The organism is Enterobacter asburiae (genome assembly GCF_007035645.1).
GTDB classification, from domain to species: domain Bacteria; phylum Pseudomonadota; class Gammaproteobacteria; order Enterobacterales; family Enterobacteriaceae; genus Enterobacter; species Enterobacter asburiae_B.
Genome location: NZ_AP019632.1, coordinates 4,341,528 through 4,361,945, shown reverse-complemented (window position 1 = coordinate 4,361,945; position 20,418 = coordinate 4,341,528). Strand labels below are relative to the sequence as shown.

General features: G+C 49.5%; 17 protein-coding genes. 10 read left to right on the top strand and 7 right to left on the bottom strand.

What is annotated here, in order from left to right; all coding sequences use genetic code 11:
• Window positions 1–51 precede the first annotated feature (51 nt).
• From FOY96_RS20935 to FOY96_RS20925, 3 genes are all read right to left on the bottom strand, one after another.
• A complete protein-coding gene (locus tag FOY96_RS20935) occupies window positions 52–1,701 on the bottom strand; it encodes an alpha,alpha-trehalase (protein ID WP_033146864.1) in 1,650 nt (549 codons plus the stop codon).
• Window positions 1,702–1,882: 181 nt separating this feature from the next.
• Window positions 1,883–3,235: a glutathione-disulfide reductase gene (gene gorA / locus FOY96_RS20930; RefSeq protein ID WP_143347679.1), complete on the bottom strand. Its 1,353-nt coding sequence runs from the start codon at window positions 3,233–3,235 to the stop codon at window positions 1,883–1,885.
• A gap of 71 nt (window positions 3,236–3,306) precedes the next feature.
• Complete coding sequence (locus FOY96_RS20925; protein ID WP_143347678.1) at window positions 3,307–4,149, bottom strand: 23S rRNA (adenine(2030)-N(6))-methyltransferase RlmJ; 843 nt, start codon at window positions 4,147–4,149, stop codon at window positions 3,307–3,309.
• Window positions 4,150–4,363: 214 nt separating this feature from the next.
• On the opposite strand from FOY96_RS20925, the gene prlC reads away from it, so the two are divergent.
• Together prlC and rsmJ are read left to right on the top strand one after the other, a co-directional pair.
• Window positions 4,364–6,406 carry an oligopeptidase A gene (gene prlC / locus FOY96_RS20920; RefSeq protein WP_048976969.1) on the top strand — a complete coding sequence of 681 codons (2,043 nt, stop codon included), beginning with the start codon at window positions 4,364–4,366 and terminating at the stop codon, window positions 6,404–6,406.
• Between the two features lie 7 nt (window positions 6,407–6,413).
• Window positions 6,414–7,166, top strand: coding sequence for a 16S rRNA (guanine(1516)-N(2))-methyltransferase RsmJ (gene rsmJ, locus FOY96_RS20915; RefSeq protein WP_029740252.1), 753 nt, complete (start codon window positions 6,414–6,416; stop codon window positions 7,164–7,166).
• Between the two features lie 96 nt (window positions 7,167–7,262).
• Here rsmJ and uspA read toward each other — a convergent pair whose 3' ends face one another.
• Window positions 7,263–7,700 (bottom strand): universal stress protein UspA, encoded by a 438-nt coding sequence (uspA, locus tag FOY96_RS20910; protein WP_003861223.1) that lies wholly within the window; start codon window positions 7,698–7,700, stop codon window positions 7,263–7,265.
• Between the two features lie 282 nt (window positions 7,701–7,982).
• On the opposite strand from uspA, the gene uspB reads away from it, so the two are divergent.
• Window positions 7,983–8,318: a universal stress protein UspB gene (gene uspB / locus FOY96_RS20905; RefSeq protein ID WP_003861224.1), complete on the top strand. Its 336-nt coding sequence runs from the start codon at window positions 7,983–7,985 to the stop codon at window positions 8,316–8,318.
• 43 nt (window positions 8,319–8,361) lie between these two features.
• Here the strand turns inward: uspB and FOY96_RS20900 are convergent, their stop codons facing one another.
• The 3 genes from FOY96_RS20900 to pitA form a co-directional block, all read right to left on the bottom strand.
• Entirely contained in the window at window positions 8,362–8,769 is a 408-nt protein-coding gene (locus FOY96_RS20900; RefSeq protein ID WP_143347677.1) for a hypothetical protein, read from the bottom strand.
• On the bottom strand, window positions 8,747–9,136 hold the full coding sequence (locus FOY96_RS20895; protein ID WP_197736964.1) for a polymorphic toxin type 44 domain-containing protein: 390 nt from the start codon (window positions 9,134–9,136) through the stop codon (window positions 8,747–8,749). Before FOY96_RS20895 ends, FOY96_RS20900 begins: the two co-directional genes overlap by 23 nt.
• Window positions 9,137–9,310: 174 nt before the next feature.
• Window positions 9,311–10,810, bottom strand: a complete 1,500-nt coding sequence (gene pitA / locus FOY96_RS20890) for an inorganic phosphate transporter PitA (protein WP_023309552.1) — start codon at window positions 10,808–10,810, stop codon at window positions 9,311–9,313.
• Window positions 10,811–11,038: 228 nt separating this feature from the next.
• Here pitA and FOY96_RS20885 point away from each other — a divergent pair, with 228 nt between their 5' ends.
• The 7 genes from FOY96_RS20885 (at window position 11,039) to FOY96_RS20855 (ending at window position 19,982) form a co-directional block, all read left to right on the top strand.
• Entirely contained in the window at window positions 11,039–12,241 is a 1,203-nt protein-coding gene (locus tag FOY96_RS20885; RefSeq protein WP_143347676.1) for a BaiN/RdsA family NAD(P)/FAD-dependent oxidoreductase, read from the top strand.
• A 142-nt stretch (window positions 12,242–12,383) separates the two neighbouring features.
• The gene (locus FOY96_RS20880; protein ID WP_020833813.1) at window positions 12,384–13,226 is read left to right on the top strand and encodes a TnsA endonuclease N-terminal domain-containing protein; all 843 of its coding nucleotides are present in this window, start codon (window positions 12,384–12,386) and stop codon (window positions 13,224–13,226) included.
• Window positions 13,213–15,336, top strand: a complete 2,124-nt coding sequence (locus tag FOY96_RS20875; protein WP_143347675.1) for a TnsB C-terminal domain-containing protein — start codon at window positions 13,213–13,215, stop codon at window positions 15,334–15,336. Before FOY96_RS20880 ends, FOY96_RS20875 begins: the two co-directional genes overlap by 14 nt.
• Window positions 15,336–16,784 (top strand): ATP-binding protein, encoded by a 1,449-nt coding sequence (locus tag FOY96_RS20870; RefSeq protein WP_001049182.1) that lies wholly within the window; start codon window positions 15,336–15,338, stop codon window positions 16,782–16,784. The genes FOY96_RS20875 and FOY96_RS20870 overlap by 1 nt, the downstream gene beginning before the upstream one ends.
• Window positions 16,785–16,825: 41 nt before the next feature.
• A complete protein-coding gene (locus FOY96_RS20865) occupies window positions 16,826–18,382 on the top strand; it encodes a TnsD family Tn7-like transposition protein (RefSeq protein WP_143347674.1) in 1,557 nt (518 codons plus the stop codon).
• An 11-nt stretch (window positions 18,383–18,393) separates the two neighbouring features.
• Window positions 18,394–19,320: a hypothetical protein gene (locus FOY96_RS20860; RefSeq protein WP_000262426.1), complete on the top strand. Its 927-nt coding sequence runs from the start codon at window positions 18,394–18,396 to the stop codon at window positions 19,318–19,320.
• Between the two features lie 362 nt (window positions 19,321–19,682).
• Window positions 19,683–19,982, top strand: a complete 300-nt coding sequence (locus FOY96_RS20855) for a helix-turn-helix domain-containing protein (protein WP_001097217.1) — start codon at window positions 19,683–19,685, stop codon at window positions 19,980–19,982.
• Window positions 19,983–20,418: the final 436 nt, after the last annotated feature.

Genomic DNA, 20,418 nt, shown 5'->3' with positions numbered 1-20,418 from the left:
CTCTGGGGAGAGGGTTAGGGTGAGGGGTGAGGGCACCAGACCGCACCCCGCTTAAGGCTCCCCATACAACCCAATCAGCCGCCGCACCACGCCGTTCGTCCAGCCGAAACCGTCCTGCAGCGGATACTCACCCCCGCCGCCTTCGCGCGGCGTACTGCTGGCGATGTGGTACTTCTCAATCAGCTTGTGATGCGTCTTATAAAAATGGTTCACCGTATGCAGCCAGCTCCAGGCGATCTCATCGCCCAGCGAGTCGTTGCCGTACTGCTTGAACCCCTGAATCGCCATCCACTGCAGCGGCGCCCAGCCGTTGGGTTTATCCCACTGCTCGCCGGTTTCGTACTCGGTCGCCAGAATTCCGCCCGGCGTCAGCAGACGCGCCTTGACCGCATCCGACAAACGTTCTGCCTGCTCGTGCGTCGCCATTCCAACATACAGCGGCACAATGCTGGCGGCAGAAAACAGCGCCAGCTCTTCGCGTCGCCAGTCGTAATCGCGGTAGCAGCCGCTCTCCTCATCCCACAGATAGCGGTTCACCGCCGCGCGGCGATCGTTGGCTTTCTGGCGGAACGCCTCTGCCGTCTCTTTATCCCCTTTCGACGCCGAGATGTTGGCGATAGCGCTTTCCAGCTTGAACAGGAAGGCGTTCAGATCGATGGGGATAAACTGCGTCGTGCGGATGCTGGCGAGCCGCGACGGATCGCGCAGCCAGCGGGACGAGTAATCCCAGCCGGACGCCGCCCCCGCGCGCAGGTCGCGATACACCTCATTGGGCGGACGACCCGAGTGGCGCGCGGTTTCCACGTCCTCGATCCACGATTCGTCGCGCGGGGTATCACGGTCGTCCCAGTAGCGGTTGAGCAGTGAACCGTCCGGCATACGCACGGCGCTGCGGTAAGCCTGGTTAAGCAGCAGAGACTCCGCGCCGTCCATCCAGAAGGCGTACTCCATTTTGAGGTGGTCCAGATAGCGTTTCGCACCGCGCACGCCGTCCTCCTCGAACAGCTCCACCATCAGGGCAAAGACCGGCGGCTGCGAGCGGCTGAGGTAATAGGTGCGGTTGCCGTTGGGGATATGCCCGTAGCGTTCAATCAGCCAGGCGAAATTGTCCGCCATACATTTGAGCAGATCGTTACGGCCGCTCTCCGCCAGCCCCAGCATGGAGAAATAGGAATCCCAGTAGTAGGTCTCGCTGAATCGCCCGCCGGGGACGATATAGGCCTGCGGCAGGGCCAGCAGGGAAGACCAGGGAATATGATCCTGCGGCTCGCGCGTCAGCACCGGCCACAGGTTATCAATATGCTCTTTCAGGGAGAGTCCCGGGTCGGAGACATATTCTGTGCCGTACGTTTCCGGCATCCAGAAGTGGTTCTCCACAAACTGGCGCAGGTCGAAATCCCGGTGGCGTCTGACCTTGCGGTAGCGGATCAGGATATCCAGCGGATCCATCTTCGGCGCGCAGTCGGGAAAGGTTTTACTGTCCGCAAACAGCCGCGTCGACTGCACATGCTCGAACAGTTCAAGATAGCGGTCTGCGGGCGTCAACGCATCGGAGGCGGGTAGCCCCTCGATCATTTCGGGTTCCGGCTCCGCCTCAATCATTTCATCCAGTTTCAACTCGCAGGGATCGGTCTCGTAGCGCAGCTCTTCTGCAATCTCGAACTCGATGTTCTCGGTAGCCTGTAGTTTCTGGTTGAACATGGTGATAGGGACCTCCGGTTGTGTGTTCAAAAGACAGGTTTATCCGGGCGTCTTATAAGCGTAGACATTCGCTTCGGTAGATGGGGAGGGATATGTGCGGTAGATCACTATTTTCGGAGCATTCGTTTTGCAACGATTTATGAATGTTAAAAAAATGCCCCTCCGGAGAGGGGCATCAGGATTAACGCATGGTCACAAACTCTTCCGCGGCCGTCGGGTGGATGGCCACGGTGTTGTCGAAGTCTTTCTTGGTTGCGCCCATCTTCAGCGCCACGGCGAAGCCCTGCAGGATCTCGTCCATACCGAAGCCGATGCCGTGGATGCCGACAATCTTCTCTTCCGGGCCCACGCAGACCAGCTTCATGCGGCACGGCTGACGGTGTGAGGTGACGGCGGTATACATGGCGGTGAAGGCCGATTTATACACTTTCACCTGGTCGTCGCCATACTGCTCGCGCGCCTGCGGCTCGGTTAAGCCGACGGTGCCGATTGGCGGGTGGCTGAAGACCACGGTCGGGATGTTGCTGTAGTCCAGATGCTCGTCCGGCTTGTTGTTGAACAGGCGCTCGGAGAGACGACGACCCGCCGCAACGGCGACCGGCGTCAGCTCAACCGCGCCGGTGTTGTCGCCGACCGCATAAATGCCCGGTACGCTGGTGTTCTGGAATTTATCGACGACGATATAGCCTTTTTCGTCGGTTTTCACGCCCGTCACGCCCAGGTTGAAGTTATCGTTCGCAGGTTCACGGCCAATCGCCCAGATCAGGCAATCGACGGTCTGGCTGCGGCCATCTTCCAGCTCAAGCGTCAGGCTACCATCCGCGTTTTTCACCACCGCTTTTGGCACGGCGTTGGTGTGCAGGGTCGGGCCTTCGGTGTTCATCACTTCAACCAGCGTATCGACAATCAGCGGGTCAAAGCTGCGCAGCGGCGCGTGTTTACGTACGAACAGGTGCGCTTCCGCGCCCAGGCCGTTAATCACGCCAGCCAGTTCCACCGCGATATAGCCCGCGCCAACAACGGCAACGCGTTTTGGCAGGGCAGGCAGCTCGAAGAAACCGTCGGAGTCGATGCCGTATTCCACGCCCGGGATGTTCGGGTGGCTCGGACGACCGCCGGTGGCGATCAGGATGCGATCGGCGGTGATCGTCTCGCCGTTCACTTCGATCGTTTTCGCGTCCACAAAGCGGGCGAAACCGCGGATAACATCGACGTTATTTTTACCCAGCACGTTGTCGTACGAGGTGTGAATGCGGTCGATGTAGGCGGTACGGCTGGCGATCAGTTTGTCCCAGTCGAAGCGGTTGATGGTGGTGTCAAAGCCGTAGTCCGGGCCATACATATGGATAGCTTCACGGATCTGCGCCGCATGCCACATTACTTTCTTCGGTACACAACCCACGTTCACGCAGGTGCCGCCCAGCGCTTTGGCTTCAATCAGCGCGCACTTCTGGCCGTACATGGCCGCACGGTTGATGGAGGCGATGCCGCCGCTGCCGCCGCCGATTGCGATGTAGTCATAATGCTTAGTCATTGCTTTTGTCCTTAATCGTGAATTGCCGCGATTGTATACCTGAAATCAATAGTTTCCACCGATGACTGCGATTACTCCGGCACGAGCCAACTGACGGTGGCGTGGCCTGTACCGGCGGGCACCAGCGTTTTATGCAGCCACGGCAGCACGTTGTTCATCTGCGCTTCGAGCTTCCACGGCGGGTTGATCACAATCATGCCGGAGGCGGTCATGCCGCGCTGATCGCTGTCAGGGCGTACCGCCAGCTCGATCTGCAGGATCTTGCGGATGCCGGTCGCTTCCAGGTCTTTGATCATGCGTTTGATTTGCGCGCGCAGCACCACCGGGTACCACAGGGCATAGGTGCCGGTAGCAAAGCGTTTGTAGCCTTCGTGGATGCCGGTTACCACCGCCTGATAGTCGGTTTTGATTTCGTACGGCGGGTCGATCAGCACCAGGCCACGACGGGAAACCGGCGGCAGCTTGGCCTTCAGCTGCTGGTAACCGTCGGCTTTTTCCACGCGGGCGCGGCTGTCTTTCTGGAATTCGGAACGCAGCAGCGGGAAGTCGCTCGGATGCAGTTCGGTCAACTGGAGGCTGTCCTGCTCGCGCAGCAGCTGGCGTGCAATCAGCGGTGAGCCAGGGTAGTAGCGCAGCTGGCCGTTGCGGTTGAAGTGATTCACCACACCGATGTAAGGCTCCAGCTCGGCAGGCAGGTCGTCCTGCTGCCAGATGCGGGCAATCCCTTCCAGATATTCACCGGTACGCTCGGCATGCTCGCCGCTCAGCTGATAACGGCCCGCGCCCGCGTGCGTGTCCAGATAGAGAAACGGCTTCTCTTTCTCTTTGAGCGATTCGATGATCAGGCTCTGAACGGTGTGTTTAAGGACGTCGGCGTGGTTGCCTGCGTGGAAGCTGTGGCGATAACTGAGCATGGATGAATGTGTTCCAGGTAGTAAACGTAGGCCCGATAAGCGTAACGCCATCGGGCAAAAATAGAGCGTATCGCCACAGTATACAGAAAAGTTTCCACCGCCGCGAAAGCGCAACGCCCGGCATTGAAATCCTCTACACTTAACCCCATTCTAGATCCTATATGCACAGCGCCGGATGCGCGCTTCATTCACCTATTTCAACAGGACAGCGTTTATGACCAATCCATTACTGACGCCTTTTTCGTTGCCGCCGTTTTCTAAAATCCTCCCTGAGCATGTGGTTCCAGCCGTTACGCAATCGCTGGACAACTGCCGCGCGGCGGTAGAAAGCGTGGTAGCGCAGGGCGCGCCGTACACCTGGGAAAATCTGTGTCAGCCGCTGGCCGAAGTGGACGACGTGCTGGGGCGTATCTTCTCCCCGGTGAGCCACCTGAACTCGGTAAAAAATAGCCCGGAACTGCGCGAAGCCTACGAGCAGACCCTGCCGCTGCTCTCTGAGTACAGCACCTGGGTTGGGCAACACGAAGGGCTCTACAAAGCCTACCGCGACCTGCGCGACGGCGACCACTATGCCGAACTGAACACGGCGCAGAAAAAATCGGTCGATAACGCCCTGCGTGATTTTGAGCTGTCCGGGATTGGCCTGCCAAAAGAGAAGCAGACCCGCTACGGCGAAATTGCCGCGCGTCTGTCCGAGCTGGGCAACCAGTACAGCAACAACGTGCTCGACGCAACCATGGGCTGGACGAAGCTGATTACCGACGAAGCTGAGCTGGCCGGTATGCCGGAAAGCGCGCTGGCGGCGGCAAAAGCCCAGGCCGAAGCGAAAGAGCAGGAAGGTTTCCTGTTAACGCTTGATATCCCGAGCTATCTGCCGGTGATGACCTACTGCGACAACCAGGCCCTGCGCGAAGAGATGTACCGCGCGTACAGCACCCGCGCCTCCGATCAGGGGCCGAATGCCGGTAAGTGGGACAACAGCCCGGTAATGGCGGAAATCCTCGCCCTGCGTCACGAGCTGGCGCAGCTGCTGGGCTTCGAAAACTACGCTGATAAATCCCTCGCCACCAAAATGGCGGAGAACCCGCAGCAGGTGCTCGACTTCCTGACCGATCTGGCGAAACGCGCCCGTCCGCAGGGTGAGAAAGAGCTGGCCCAGCTGCGCGCCTTCGCGAAAGCCGAGTTCGGCGTGGACGAGCTGCAGCCGTGGGATATCGCGTACTACAGCGAAAAACAGAAGCAGCACCTCTACAGCATCAGCGACGAGCAGCTGCGCCCGTACTTCCCGGAAAACAAAGCCGTTAACGGCCTGTTCGAAGTGGTAAAGCGCATCTATGGCATCACCGCCAAAGAGCGTACCGATATCGACGTCTGGCACCCGGACGTGCGCTTCTTCGAGTTGTATGATGAGAAAAACGAGCTGCGCGGCAGCTTCTACCTCGATCTCTACGCGCGTGAGAACAAGCGCGGCGGGGCGTGGATGGACGACTGCGTGGGCCAGATGCGTAAAGCCGACGGTTCCCTGCAAAAACCGGTCGCCTATCTGACCTGTAACTTCAACCGTCCGGTAAGCGGCAAACCGGCGCTGTTCACCCACGACGAAGTGATCACCCTTTTCCACGAGTTCGGTCACGGTCTGCACCACATGCTGACCCGTATCGAAACCGCAGGCGTAGCCGGTATCAGCGGCGTGCCGTGGGATGCGGTCGAGCTGCCAAGCCAGTTTATGGAAAACTGGTGCTGGGAGCCGGACGCGCTGGCGTTTATCTCCGGCCACTACGAGACCGGCGAGCCGCTGCCGAAAGCGCTGCTGGACAAAATGCTGGCGGCGAAAAACTACCAGGCGGCGATGTTCATTCTGCGCCAGCTGGAGTTCGGCCTGTTCGATTTCCGCCTGCACGCCGAGTTTAGCCCGGAGCAGGGTGCGAAAATCCTTGAGACCCTGGCCGAGATTAAAAAGCAGGTTGCCGTTATTCCAGGGCCAACCTGGGGCCGCTTCCCGCATGCCTTCAGCCATATCTTCGCAGGCGGCTACGCGGCGGGCTACTACAGCTACCTGTGGGCCGACGTGCTAGCGGCAGATGCCTTCTCCCGCTTCGAAGAAGAGGGGATCTTCAACCGCGAAACCGGCCAGTCGTTCCTCGATAACATCCTGACCCGCGGCGGGTCTGAAGAGCCAATGGTGCTGTTCAAACGCTTCCGCGGCCGCGAGCCGCAGCTGGATGCGATGCTTGAGCATTACGGGATCAAAGGCTGATTGTTACGTGAAGATCTGCTTAGTAGATGAAACAGGCGCCGGAGACGGCGCCTTATCTGTTCTGGCGGCCCGCTGGGGGCTGGAGCACGATGAAGAAAACCTGATGGCGCTGGTGATGACGCCGGAACATCTCGAATTACGCAAGCGCGACGAACCGAAGCTCGGCGGGATTTTCGTCGACTTTGTCGGCGGCGCGATGGCGCACCGGCGCAAGTTTGGCGGCGGTCGCGGCGAAGCGGTGGCCAAAGCGGTCGGCATCAAAGGGAGCTACCTCCCGGACGTGGTCGATGCCACGGCGGGGCTGGGGCGCGATGCGTTTGTGCTGGCGTCAGTCGGCTGTCGCGTGCGGATGCTGGAGCGTAATCCGGTCGTCGCTGCGCTGCTCGATGATGGACTAGCGCGGGGCTATGCGGACCCGGAAGTCGGCCCGTGGCTGCAGGAACGACTACAGCTGATCCACGCCTCCAGCCTGACGGCATTGACGGATATCACCCCGCGCCCGCAGGTGGTCTATCTCGACCCTATGTTCCCGCATAAGCAGAAAAGCGCGCTGGTGAAGAAAGAGATGCGGGTGTTTCAGTCGCTGGTGGGACCGGATTTGGATGCCGATGGCCTGCTGGAGCCGGCTCGTCAGCTTGCCACGAAGCGGGTGGTGGTAAAGCGCCCGGACTATGCGCCGCCGCTGGCGGACGTTGCGACCACTAACGCGGTGACCACCAAAGGGCACCGGTTTGATATTTATCCGGGTACGCCGGAATAAAAAAGCCGGGTGGCGGCTTCGCCTTACCCGGCCTGTGTCCTCGATCTATTCCCTCTCCCTTTGGGAGAGGGTTAGGGTGAGGGGAGTTTAACGCACTTACTCGTCTTCTTCGTCACGCAGTGGAACAATCAGCATATCCACGTGAACGGTGTTAATCAGCTGGCGCGCTGAAGACATCAGTTTGCTCCAGAAGTCCTGATGATGACCGCAAACCACCAGGTCCATATCGTATTTCTTAATCGCATCAACCAGCACCTGGCCCAGGTCGCCGCTGCCGCTCAGGGTTTCGGTAATCGGATAGCCCGCGTTGGTGGAGAGTTCGCTCAGGGCATGGTGAGTCTCTTCGGAGATGCGTTTCTGCATATCGCCAAGATTCACGTCGATCAGACCGGTGTAGAGGTCGGAGTAATTCACGTCAACGTGAATCAGCGAAACTTTCGCGTTGTAGGGACGTGCCATGGATACCGCTTTATCAACCAGCACTTTGCTCTCCGGAGAGAGGTCAACCGCGATGAGAATGTGTTTGTAAGCCATAGTGTTACTCCTTCCTTAAGTTATCGATGACTAAGTGAGAATGCCGTCGTCTGATACTTTCATTACGGCCCAGTTAAACATATTTTTCAAGCTTTGGTGTTGATAACGATTAACCTTGTGGCAAAAAAATTAACGGATCTCCTACACTGTTAAATGAGCCGTTCGGATATTAAAACGCGAACCGGATCGATTTTGGTCATTCTTTCACTGAACTGTCTGTCAGGGCATTGGGGTGCGGTAGCTCAGGAGCCTTGCTTCGTGGGCGGACGCCGGGGAGGATGTATGATTAGCACCGTCGCATTGTTTTGGGCGTTATGCGTGGTTTGCATAGTGAATATGGCGCGCTACTTCTCATCGTTACGTGCGCTGTTAGTGGTACTTCGTGGTTGCGATCCGTTGCTTTATCAGTATGTGGACGGTGGAGGGTTCTTCACCTCGCATGGACAGCCCAGCAAGCAGATGCGTCTGGTGGGATACATCTACTACCAGCGCTACCGCGATCATCACGATGAAGAGTTTATTCGTCGCTGCGAGCGCCTGCGTCGTCAGTTCATTTTGACCAGCGCCCTGTGCGGGCTGGTCGTGGTCAGTATGATTGCATTGATGATTTGGCACTGAGCGCCACAACAGGCGGGGTCAGCCCCGCCTTCTTTCCTCTGGCTCACGGCTTAACTGAGAACCGGAGATCGGAGATATTGCTCTCAATCGAAATAACTTTCCCGCTATAGGTGATTTTGACTTCTCCGTTTGTATCAAGGCTGGCCGCGGTAATCGTACCTGTACCTTCAATGACCGGATGCTTCATGGCCAACTGATGGATAATGTCGATATCTTTCCCTGCTATCTCGCCTGAGAGATAGTAACGGTAGATTGTGGGCACGGTTGCACCGCCCTGATTGTTCACGGTCATATAGAGCCAGACGCTATCGGATAATTTATAAACGCGCTGGAGGTCATCGCTATTTCGTTGATTAGGCTGGTGGTTTAACCAGAGAAATCCAATGACCAGAGTCAGAAGCGAAAGCGTCACAAGGGAGTGAATCCATTTAATAGCCGTTTTGAATGGCATACTCTATTCCTTCTCTGATGTTGCGTTGGTCCTTTGGGTCGTCTCCGTAAGGCGGCTTTTCGTACCATTTTCCCCATTCCGGTTTTGAGGTACCTGCCCGGCCTTGAGCCCAGCCAGCCCCCATAAGGAGGATGTTTGCAGGGATACCTGCCGCAGTACCAGCGGCTCCGAAGTTGAAGTTACCAAATGCAGCAAAATATGGGTCGAATTTTTTATAATCCCAGGGACCGCCATTTCGGACTTTTTGGTAGAACCAGTAATACGTTGAGGGCGTAGCCATATTGCGAGACATTCCGTGAAGGCGTGCTTCACGCATATTGTTCGCTATAACGATTGAACCCGGTCCTGAAATAGGGACAGAAGCCATACATTCTCCTTTGTCTGGTTTTTCTTCTGGCCGCCATGATAGTTATTTCTGTGTTTTGAAGTTGCGCAAAAAATGTTCAGGAAATCCTCATGTAATCAAACACCTTATTGCAAACAACAGCCATAAAAAAAGCGGGTCAGCTTCCTGACCCGCTTTTTTGTCGCCTTCAACCGATTAAATCAGCTTCAGCGAAATCCAGTACAAACCGCCAGACAGCAGGATGGACGCCGGAAGGGTGAACACCCAGGCCATCAGAATGTTGGTCACGGTTTTGCGCTGCAGACCGCCACCGTCAACAATCATGGTACCTGCCACGGACGAAGAGAGTACGTGGGTGGTGGATACCGGCATACCGGTGTAGCTCGCCAGACCGATAGACACTGCCGCCGTCATCTGCGCGGACATACCCTGCGCATAGGTCATGCCTTTCTTACCGATCTTCTCGCCGATGGTGGTCGCCACACGACGCCAGCCAATCATCGTACCGATACCAAGCGCCAGCGCGACGGCCATGATGATCCAGATTGGCGCGTACTCAATGGTGTTGAGCATATCGCTTTTCAGTTTCTTCAGCAGACGTTTGTCGTCACCATTCACCTCTGGCAGCTTCGCGACTTTATCGGTCACATCAGAGATACAGAGCATGATACGACGCAGCTGACCACGCTGTTCTACAGCCAGTTTGTCGTAGCTTTCGATATCGCCCAGCATGCCTTTCGCACGTTCCAGCGCGTTAATCGCGTTTGCCGGATGGCAGTGGAACTCGCCAGGCGCGGTGGTTGCACCGGCTTCCGGAGAAGGGATCAATTGATCAACGCCGGTCGCTTTTTTCAGCAGGTCAGGATGCTGCTGGAAATAGGTTTCAACATTGTTGACCGCATCGCGGGTACGGGTGATTTCGTAACCCGAGGCGTTCATGTTCACCACGAAGCCTGCCGGTGCGACGCCGATCAGAACCAGCATCACCAGACCAATGCCTTTCTGCCCGTCGTTCGCGCCGTGAGAGAAGGCCACGCCGATAGCAGAAATGATCAGGGCGATACGCGTCCAGAACGGCGGCTTTTTCTTGCCGTCTTTCTTCTCACGCTCAGCTGGCGTCAGGTGGATACGCGCACGTTTTTTCGTGTTACTCCAGTAGCGACGCAGGATGAAAATCAATCCCCCCGCGACTACCAGACCCACGATAGGGGAGATGATCAGGGAGCCGAAAATGCCCAATACTTTAGGCAGGTTCAGTGCATCAACAACCGATGTCCCGGTCATCAGGGCGTTGGTTAACCCGATACCGATAATCGCGCCGATGAGGGTGTGAGAACTGGATGCAGGCAGGCCAAAATACCAGGTACCGAGGTTCCAGATAATTGCAGCAAGCAGCATTGAGAACACCATAGCGAGGCCATGGCCAGAACTAACGTTAAGCAGCAGATCCGTTGGCAGCATATGCACAATGGCATACGCAACGCTCAGCCCGCCCAGGAGAACACCAAAAAAGTTAAATACCGCCGCCATAACAACCGCAAGCTGCGATCGCATTGCGCGAGTGTAGATAACCGTCGCTACTGCGTTTGCAGTGTCGTGGAAGCCGTTGATCGCTTCGTAAAACAGTACAAAAACCAGAGCAAGCAATAATAAAAGCCCGGTATGTAAATCCAGGCCGGCAAACAAATGTAGCATAGGACGTTACGCCATTTTGAGGACATGAACGCGGCGCATTATCCAGGACAAATGCGCGGCGGGCAAAGTGAAATATAGACTTTTTTTGACATACCACCTGATTTGAGAAAAGCACCAGAAAGGATATTCTTTAAATTTCAATGGAATGCCTTTGTAATATCTTTTTACGCTGGTGTGACCACAGAGGAAACTTTACAATCCGCGGCAGTTAACAAAGAGGGTTTTGACGTGGAAAGGTTTGATGCCGTGGTAATTGGCGCCGGTGCGGCGGGTATGTTTTGTGCGGCAATGGCCGGACAGGCGGGTCGTCGCGTGCTGCTGCTGGATAACGGTAAAAAGCCCGGCCGTAAGATCCTGATGTCCGGCGGTGGGCGCTGCAACTTTACTAATCTGTATGTTGAACCCGCGGCCTATTTGAGCCAAAACCGTCATTTTTGTAAATCTGCGCTGGCGCGCTACACCCAATGGGATTTTATCGACCTGGTGGGTAAGCACGGCATCGCGTGGCATGAAAAGATGCTGGGGCAGCTGTTCTGCGACGACTCCGCGCAGCAGATTGTCGATATGCTGGTGGCCGAGTGCGAGAAGGGCGGCGTCGTCATGCGCCTGCGCACGGAAGTGCTGGAGGTCGCCCGCGACGACCAGGGCTATACGCTGCAGCTGAACGGTGAAACCGTCAGTGCGGATAGCCTGGTGATCGCCAGCGGCGGCCTGTCTATGCCGGGGCTAGGCGCCTCCCCGTTCGGCTATAAGATTGCCGAACAGTTTGGCCTGAAAGTCTTGCCCACGCGCGCCGGGCTGGTGCCGTTTACGCTGCATAAACCGCTTCTGGAACAGCTTCAGACGCTGTCTGGCGTGTCCGTTTCCTCGGTCATTACCGCCGAAGACGGGACGGTGTTCCGCGAAAATCTGCTCTTTACCCATCGCGGCCTTTCCGGCCCGGCGGTACTGCAAATCTCCAGCTACTGGCAGCCTGGGGAGTTTGTCACGGTTAACCTGCTTCCCGATTGCGATCTCGACGCGTTCCTTAACGAGCAGCGTACCGCGCACCCGAATCAAAGCCTGAAAAACACCCTGGCAATGCAGCTGCCAAAACGTCTGGTGGAATGTTTGCAGGCGCTGGGGCAGATCCCGGACGTGTCGCTCAAGCAGCTTAACAGCCGCGAGCAGGAGATGCTGGTGGAAACCCTGACAAACTGGCGCGTGCAGCCAAACGGCACCGAAGGCTACCGCACCGCAGAAGTGACGCTGGGTGGCGTTGACACGAATGAGCTCTCGTCCCGCACCATGGAAGCGCGCAACGTGCCGGGGCTCTATTTTATTGGCGAAGTGATGGACGTCACTGGCTGGCTCGGCGGGTACAACTTCCAGTGGGCATGGGCAAGTGCCTGGGCGTGCGCTCAGGCGCTGGCAGATGTCCGAAGACAATAAAGTTGTACACAAAGCACTAAAGTTGTAACCATTCTCAAAAAACGACGCTAATGTTGTATACTTACTGAATGTGTGGTTATAGGGTTGGAGACTATAAAATGCACATATAGGTACGTATCAATGTCGTTTTTTGGGTACGATCATGGGTAGGGGTAGGCGTCTCAAATCCTATTTGGATTATGAAAATGCGCTAGGTGACGGCATAGGAGTGGGCTATGGCCAAAGTTATCAGCCCTGGCTTAGAGCTCAGGACGTTAAATCCCGTGGAAACCGTTCGATAGTCTTTGGCCTTAAGACGTTTCGAAACCATCATCTCCTTTCTTCTGTCGAAAGTAACTTTTTCTATCTGGCTGAGTTTAATGACTCGGTGATTGATATCCGGGAACAATTCCCACTCTTTCCTCTCCGGCTTACCCAACAAATAGCAAATCATCTACATTTTCAACATCCTATGGTGAGGGGAGTAAGAGGAGTACCTGTCGAAGTTCTGAATGTTATGACAACCGATTTTTTACTGACCTTGAGAACTCCTGAAGGCGGACTTCGATACAAAGCTGTAGCAGTAAAACAAAACGAGAGCATACCTGAACGCGAAGCCCAAAAACTTGAAATAGAGAGGATGTTTTGGCAGTTGATTGATGTTGAGTTTCAAATTTATGTTGGCTCGGAACTCAATAACGTCGTCGGTAAAAATATTTGTTGGGTTACTTCTGTATTAAGAGATGGTTCTGTATTTTATGATAAATATCCTCTTGATAAAATCCTATGGAAGCTTAAACCAGATGTTTATCCCATAGTGGGACTACGTGCAATGATTTCATCAATCATTGGGGTAGATGCACAAGAAGCGATGATGTTATTGCAGGCAATGATTGGATTAAAAATGATAAAAATTGATTTATCATATCCAATACTCGAAACCGGTCTGATAAAGATAATATCCAATGGCCACTATATAGGACTGAACGCAAATGGATATTATTAGAAATTCAGTCTGGCTCTCTCAAGGCACTGATTTGCTTGCAGAGGGGCTTTATCGTGTTTTGGATTTTGACAAAAAGGTTGATTTGTTAATTTTGTTTAAAATAAAATCAGAAAGAACGGGTAAGCCAATTCCTTTCTCATTTTCATTGTTTAAATATTATATTGAATCAAATAGCATAACTTGTAAAGATTATATATACCCTTCATATATGTTAGTAGATGAGAAAGAAATAACAGATGAAGACAGGGGAAGGCGAGATGAAAATTACAATATCATTAAAGATCTTGTAGATGACAGAATGTTTCTGTTCGACTATGCATTACATAAAAAGTCTCACCTTTTAATGGACTACTCCAGAAATAAAAAAATATCACAATATACTATCAGAACGCTTCTGGCGTTGTACTGGCGACATGGGCAGGATGTTTATGCATTACTACCCGCATTCTCGAACTGTGGTGCCGCTGGGAAAAGTAGAATCAAACATGAAATTAAACTTGGGAATTCCAAGAAAAACAGAGCATTACCTAATGAACGTTCACGTGTTTTCATTCTTAATGAAAGAGATATAAATAATATTAGAAAATCTCTCATTATGTATCATTATAAAGTTAACGGAGATACGATAAAGAAAACATTAGAGAGACATATTGATTTGTATTTTAGGGATGAAATTAAAACAGCGAACTTAGAAAATAGAGCTCCATATGTTCCTTCTTTAAAACAATTTTCATACTGGAATAAAAAACTCTTCACTAAAGATTTCTCGATAAAGAAGAAGAACACGAAAAAAGAAATAGACCTCAAAATGCGGGCGCTTTTAGGTAGTGCGGCTAATACAACTGTTTTACCGGGTGATGTTTTCGAAATAGACTCAACTGTCGCTGATGTACATCTTATTTCGAGTTTAAACAGACGAAAAGTCATTGGGCGCCCAACTATTTATACAGTGGTGGATCGCGCAACAAGAATGATTGTTGGCCTTCATGTTTCTTTATACCATGCTTCATGGCGAGCTGCCCGACAAGCGTTAGCAAATTGCTTTATGCCAAAAAAAGAATATTGTAGATTATTTGGAATCTCTATTACTAATGATGATTGGCCTTGTTCTCATATTCCATTAACATTGATGTGTGACAACGGGGAGATGATTGGTCTTAAACCTCAGGAAAAGATGACCCCCCTGACAAAACTTGAGTTTGCGCCAGTCGGTAGAGGCGACAGAAAAAGCATTGTTGAACGCTGTTTCGGTATTCTAAATGATGAAGTTATTCATAGGCTTATTGGAACAACACGAAGGGGTAAGATTGTTAAAGGAGAGCCAACACCGCAATCCAGGGCTTGTTTAACGATTCAGGAGGTCACGTCTTTACTGATTCGGGAGATACTTGCACATAATCAGAGAACATATGAAGAACTGGCTTATATCAATCCCTTACTGATTGAAAATGATCTCGTAATATCACCAAAAAATAGTTGGATGATAAGCTTAAAGCACGGGAGATTCAGCGCAAGAGCCGTTGGGGCCGACGAAGTGATCGCACGATTGTTGATCCCTGTGAACGCTAACATTACCGCCGGTGGGATTCAGTACAATAATCTTTTTTATGAATGTGATCCAGACATTGCATCAGGTGCCAGAGTATTTGGAAGAACCACTTGTGAAGCAAGAATAGATGACAATTGCGTAGATTATATATATGTAAGATTTGACAAAAATAGCATTTTCAAAAAGCATTACCTGCTTAAGAAAAGAGATATATTTAAAGGTAAAGCTCATCTTGATACAGATGTAATGGCTGATTGGGTAGATACTCAAAAAGAAATTAATTTATTTACTCTGGATTCACTCAGCAATATCAATAATAAAGATGATTTTAACAAGAAAGGTAACGTAAGATTAAATGAAATATACGAATCTCGACGGGTACATGGTAAAGATATTAAAAAGAACAGGAAAAATGAACTTGATTCATTAGGGCGAACTGATGTTGCTAATGGAAGACCTGAACCCCTACTTCCGTCATCCAGTAAGGTTCTGCTTTTGCCTGGCCGGGAGGAGAAACAAAGATGGTTAAAAGGTAAGAAGAAGACTGAGGACGCAGAATAATGAACCTTATACGGAGCGTTTCAGCGATATATAAAGAACAGGAGTTACCTGAGTATCGTGGCAACCCCTTAATTGAAGCACTTCCTGAAGCGCTTACGGAAGATGAAGTACTTCTGGAAATGAGTTATTTTCCCGAAATTGACGAAAAAATCCGCTGGACTGCCCCGGCGAATGTTAGAGAGCAGTATGTCGAACGTATAAAGAAATTCCGTTGCCCTCAAACCAATCTTATCCAGGCTTATAAAATGATTTTACGGGCACTTAGGGAAAGCTATGCAGCCCGTAATCCTTTAAAAAGCGGAACTATTCAATATCTTCATTACTATGGGACTGAGCGTCCTGATATTGAACCCGAAAGTGGATATTTTAAATCCCAGGCTGAAACCATTACGATAGTTGGAATGAGTGGTTCTGGAAAAACTACCATGATCGAGCAAGTCATGGATCATTTCCCTCAGATTATAGAACACAGCAGCTATAAAGGAGTTTTTCCCGGCTTCAGTAAGCAAATCGTATGGGTAAAGATTAATTGTCCATACAACTCAAGTGTGAGAGACCTTTGTGAAGAGATTTTACAAAAATTAGATGATGCAATTGGTATTGAACGAACTACACCAGAGATTAGAAATGGTGCTCTGGCTCGCCAGATTGCGCAAAGAATAAAATCATCATTTTTAGGTATCCTTGTTATTGATGAAATGCAGAGGCTAAAATTTTCAAGAACTGGAGGTGAGAGTAAGTTGATTGATTTTTTACATGAAATTGTAGATTCGATGGGGGTATCTATGGTTTTTTGTGGAAATCATCCTTTTGACGAGACTCTGACAAAGAAAATGAGAATTGCCAGGCGGGCAGAGTCTGGTGGTTATATGAAAATTTCAAATGTCAGATACGACTCACAAGACTGGCAATCGTTTATTCATTATTTATGGCCATTACAATGGACAAATGTTGAAACACCATTAAATGATGAGTTAAACGAAAAATTATTCATTTTATCTAAAGGCAACATTGGATTGGCTCAGATGATTTATCGGGGGGCACAATTAAAGGTTATCGGTAGCGGTAATGAAATCATAACTGGTGCAGTCTTGTCGGCCTCTGTACCGGTACTCGTAAGCCATACGGAGGAATATAAGGATACTTTACTCCCGGGGGCAGCGACTGAAGACGAGGAAGCCAAATGGCTCTCTGCATCTAATGAAAGTGATGCTTCGGCTAAGTTCATGTCAGAGAAGCCCTTAAAAGCTTTGATCCCTGGAGATATAGACAGGCCACAGCACAAGGAATTCGTAAGAAAAATAGACGAGGTTATGCGCAATTTCGACGAGAAAATACTGTCTCTTGACCATGATCTTGTTATCACCAGAACAGCTGAAAAGAAAAATACCTACGATGCTCTTCAGCGTTGCGGGCTTATAAATACAGATCCACTTAATAAATTGTAATGAGGTCATCAGTTCGTAACGGTCAAAGAGAGGTGGGGTAAATGAGAATGTTGTCTGTTTTACCTGATGAATCCTTGTTCAGTCGGTTTTGTCGGACAGCTACCGTGTACGGTATGTCCCCATCTTCTCTGTTAACGATCATTTTCCACAAACCTGATATGAGCGTCCATCCAATTCTCAATTCAGGATTAAAGGCTATTTCTCTTCATACATCCGAAAGTGCAGACCAGCTCTGGCATGAACAGACTTTACTCCCTCTGTTTGCCTGGGCACTACCAATCAGTCGTAATGAAATTATGGATTTCAACACGACCCCTGCCAGGCTTAATCGATTGTGCCGCCTTAGTAATTTTTCACTAGGACAGCGGACACTATTGAAGTTTTGCCCGGTTTGCGCTCGTGAAGATACTTTTCATTATGGTGTTACTTATTGGCATCTGGCGCATCAACTTCATGGGGTTACAACCTGCCATCGGCACCAGGTAGTGCTTGAAAGCATCAATGTCCCTTCTGCACCGCACATACGTATTGGACTGATGCCTCCTGTTTCGTATACAGAACAACTCAGCAATGAGACAGACTTCTATTTTGCTAAATTTTGTTATGAGTCCATAAATATAATCAGAAGAAAAGAAATTTGTCACCCAAATTACATGGATGTACTTAAAAAGTTAAATTTATTATCATTGGACGGGAATCTGAAGAAAAATGTATTTTACGCACATGTTTATGCTAAGTGCCAGTTATTTGGGGAGGGTTCATCGGAGCTTCTACCGACATCCCTTACTGATTATCACTACTGGGAGCCTATACTCAAAGATAAATGTTGTCAGCATCCCACAAAGCACCTTTTGCTTTGTTATTGTTTGTTAAATACTTGCTGGCCAACGTATGCAGGAAGTCGTCCTAATAAAAAGAAAGAAATCTTTAAAAGTCATAAGGAATACAGCTTTCATATGGCTGAAAATAATACTAGTGTTAGCAACCTTGGGAGAGAATTTAATCGCAGCAGATGTTACATTAAAACACTTATTTATAAAAAATACCTGAGGGCGTTTAAGCGAAACACAAAAATTAATATATTCACTGAATTGCTTATCAAGTCTATGGCTGTAAGGGGGTTTAGTCTGGCATCCATAGCTGAGAAAAACTCATTATCGGAAGGAACTGTATCCTCTGTAATTTCATCTTGTTACGGTTTATGCTCATGGCGTAAAAAATGTAAAAAAGATTCTTTAAGACGGCGTCATAAGCAGAAAATATTAAGATTTATACATAATCAATCCATTTCTGTAACGCGAAAGTTAGTCAAGGAAAGTTGTTATGCTAGTTTCTTTTGGCTAAATAAACATGAAAATGGCTGGCTTAATTCCTGTCTTCCTAAAGCAGTACGATGTTATAGAAATAAAAGAGTAGACTGGAGCGAGAGAGATATAATCTCATCATCATTAATAAATGTTGTTTTATCTCAGGGGCAATACCCGATGTCACTTACAAGCCTGGATGCTTTACTGGGGGGGCATAACTGGCTTTTGAAATACAGAGATAAACTACCAATGACAATGACACTTCTCAGGAAAAAGAATCTAATTAAATAAGAGGGAGTGATATGGTTTACGAAAATGAATTGTGGCACAGTTTTCTTCTGCGTTCACAGATAATGTATAACTTATCCAATTGCAGGAACATAATATCTAAGCATGGTGAACTAAGGTACGATGCCTTTCCTCGGCTCGAACTGATTGATATGTACAAATTGCATAGTTTGCAGGATATATATGACATTCTTGCCACAAGAAATGGTTATATACTAACTTCCAATATAGTGTCGTTATCTTCTGGTGTTTACGGGTATTTCAACGCTGTTGAAGATGCCTGTCGAAATAATTTACACATAACTAATTCATATCCATTGGTAAACATCTCAAAGATTCGTTACTGCCATAAATGTATTATTGAAGATATACACTCTAAAGGCATTGGTTATCTTCGTCATAGATGGTTGTTTGAATCTAAATGTGCAGCTCATAGTACCTGTTTATATGAGGTTTGTTTTGACAACTATTTGGATGCAGTGAAAGGACTTAGTGACTTAATTATAAGTGGAATAAATCCTCATGGTTATTGTTCCCTTGTGGTTGACATTTCAAATCCTTTCAAAACTCCAGTGTATTTATTGCCATGTGCCAGGGATAAAATTTTAAAATGGATTTCTGACAATAAAAATGAGCTGGTTTACTTTCTCTTTGACCTCTTTAAAAGTAAATCGCATTCTAGTTTATTAAAGGTTATTGAAGTCAGGATAATGCATAGTAGTTATATTTCTGCGGTGTTCAGGATATTGAGTGAGGTTAATTTTTGTAATTTCAACTCATTTATTACCGATTTATTCGAGGACGTAAGTTATGCCTCTGTTGGACTTGATGATTATTCTGTTAATGTGGATTTTCTCAGGCTAAAAGCCGCAGATTGCAAATTTTGCCGGTTCAATGGTAAAAATTTTTGCTCACTTTTTAATGTAAAGCTTCTTCGCTAATTTTTACTTCATTTATAAACTACTAAGAAAGCTAATAAGATAGGGTTATATATTTTGATTAGGGCGGGAATAAATTATCACTTCCCGAGTATCCCTGGGGGTTACCACCTGAGTATGATGCCGGTTAGCAACAACGTCTAAAAGACCTACGATCACGATAAATGTCACTGGGTCACTCTCAAGCAAAGTGGTCAGGGGTGCTAGATACCAGTACTGCTTACTCAACACGGCCTTGTTTTTGAAAGATGCCGAATCTTGGCAAGAGGCGTATTACAGCCTATAGTCTGTTAATGAGTATTACAGCTTATCTGCTGTAAATCCATTCGTTGTGCTTGTTAACCCGTCGATACGGAAGATCACTTATGAACACTCAATACGCTTTGAAGACCTTGAATCAGTTGCGTCCTGTTTTAATCGGCTTTCGCAAAGCCAATGGACTGACGCAAAGAGATGTTTCTGAACGTTTGGGTGTAACACAGCAAACTTATGCCCGACTGGAGGCCAACCCTGCAAGTGTGGGTTTTGAGCGTTTGTTTAGAGTGTTCAGCGTCCTTGGAGTGGAGATCGTACTTTCATCCAGGGAACCATTGTCAGATGCAAAGCCCGAATACGGAGCTTTGCACAATGATTCTTCACTTCCAGCCAGGCGGGAGAAATGGTGACGCCATGCGCTTCCCGGTCTAATTGTCTGCAGCAATATTAACCCCTTAGCGGCCTGAAGTATCAGGTTGCTATGAAGCCTTTCGTTTCTTCTGTTATGTTAAATACACCAGTTTGAGCTGTTTCGGACAACCATAAATTATCTCTTCACTCTTAAATGAAAATTTTATGTCGATCACATTATCGATGAATTTAGGAAATAATCCGTAAATGAAAATCTATCTACCTTTAAATTTATCAATGTCCGTACGACATAATTAATATCAAAGAATGTGTATTATTATCATTTAAGTCATAAAAGCCATGAGTCAGTTCCAAAAAATATAATGAGCATTGAAATTATTACCCATCATTCTGGAGTTTTAACTTAGCCATGTATCGAACCACAAGTTGGCTTCCGGTGTTTTGAGGAGCAGTAAAGTTCAGAAAGCGCGACCA